At 71.8% G+C, this 1,679-nt stretch carries 2 protein-coding genes; both read left to right on the forward strand.

What is annotated here, in order from left to right:
- Nucleotides 1-1,148: S1C family serine protease (locus VIM26_RS22235; protein WP_331955357.1), on the forward strand; the 1,148-nt coding region annotated here is incomplete at its 5' end.
- A 46-nt stretch (nucleotides 1,149-1,194) separates the two neighbouring features.
- The coding region (locus tag VIM26_RS22240; protein WP_331955359.1) for an ABC transporter ATP-binding protein at nucleotides 1,195-1,679 on the forward strand (485 nt) is incomplete at its 3' end.

Raw genomic sequence — 1,679 nt, forward strand, 5'->3', positions numbered from 1 at the left:
CCGACCCATACCGCCACGACCTGGCGACCGGGACTCGGTCGCGAGGTCGCCGGACCGTGTTCGCCGCCGGTGCCGCCTCGCTCGCGGCATCGGCAGCGGTGCTCGCAGTGGCGTACTCGAGCGGTGGTGGGCAGGTTGTCGCCGGATCCGGCGCGGTCGCGCAGGCGGCACCCGCCATGGACAGGCAGGGGAGCGGTAACTCCCACAATCGCGGTGCGAGCGGCGGATCCGCCGGTTCGGCCACGACGGCGCAACAAATCGGCGTCGTCGATATCGCCACCGTCCTGAAGTATCAGGGCGCGGCGGCCGCCGGCACCGGGATGGTCCTCACCTCCTCCGGCGAGATCCTGACCAACAACCACGTTGTCGACGGCGCGACGAGCATCTCCGCGCACGTAGTGACGACGGGCAAGACCTACCGCGCCACAGTCGTCGGCACGGACCCGACCCAGGACGTGGCTGTGCTCCAACTCCAGAACGCATCCGGGCTGCAGACGGCCGACGTCGGTGACTCCGCCACGCTCCAGGTCGGCGACGCGGTCACCGGCGTCGGCAACGCGGGCGGCACCGGTGGGACGCCGAGCGCGGCCACCGGCACGATCGTGGCGCTCGACCAGGCGCTGACCGCCAGCGACGAGAGCGGCCAGAACTCCGAGAGGTTGACCGGGATGATCGAGACGGACGCACCGATCGAGGCGGGCGACTCGGGTCGCCCGCTCTATGACTCCGCAGACCACGTGATAGGCATGGACACCGCTGCCTCTGCGAGTGGGCGCGGCGCGGCCGTCGGGTTCGCGATCCCGATCAACCGGGCGAAGGCGATCGCCGGCGAGATCGAGGCGGGCAAGGCTTCTGCCACGATCCACCTCGGTTACCCGGGCTTCCTCGGGATCTCCGTCGCCGCCAGCACCACCAGTCCGGGGGCGCTCGTCGCGTCCGCGCTGGCGGGCGGGCCCGCTGCCCAGGCCGGGATCGGCGCGGGTGACGTGATCACCTCCGTGGGCGGCACGACCGTCGGATCCAGTGCGGCGTTGCGCACCGCCGTCGCCGCGCACCGGCCCGGCCAGAGCGTCGAGGTCAGCTGGCTGGACACGGCCGGCAGGACGCACACCGCGGCGATCACGCTGGCGGCCGGTCCAGCCGACTGAGGCTCGCCTACGGCGCCCATCCCGCCACGTGCGCTTTGATGGTCCCGTGGTCGAAGTCAACCCCGACGCGGTGCTGCAGTTCGTCGACGTGACGGTCCGGCGCGGCTCGAAGACGCTGCTCGACAAGGTCAGCTGGACTGTCGAGGAGGACGAACGTTGGGCGGTTCTCGGCCCGAACGGTGCCGGCAAGACGACTCTGCTGCAGGTCGCCGCAGCAGTCATGCACCCGACCGAGGGTGCGGCCTTCGTATTGGGTCAGCGACTCGGTGGGGTGGACATGTTCGAGCTTCGTCCGCGGATCGGGCTGGCCAGCGCGTCGCTCGCGGATCGCATCCCGGACGGCGAGCGCGTCCTGGACGTGATCGTGAGCGCCGGCTACTCGGTTCTGGGCCGCTGGCGCGAGGCCTACGGCCGCCTCGACGTGCGGCGCGCGGCCAAGCTGCTCGACCGACTCGGGGTGGGTGACCTCGGCGAGCGCAGCTACGGCACGCTGAGCCAGGGCGAGCGCCAGCGGGTGCAGATCGCCCGGGC

The organism is Pengzhenrongella sp. (assembly GCF_036565025.1).
Lineage (GTDB): Bacteria > Actinomycetota > Actinomycetes > Actinomycetales > Cellulomonadaceae > Pengzhenrongella.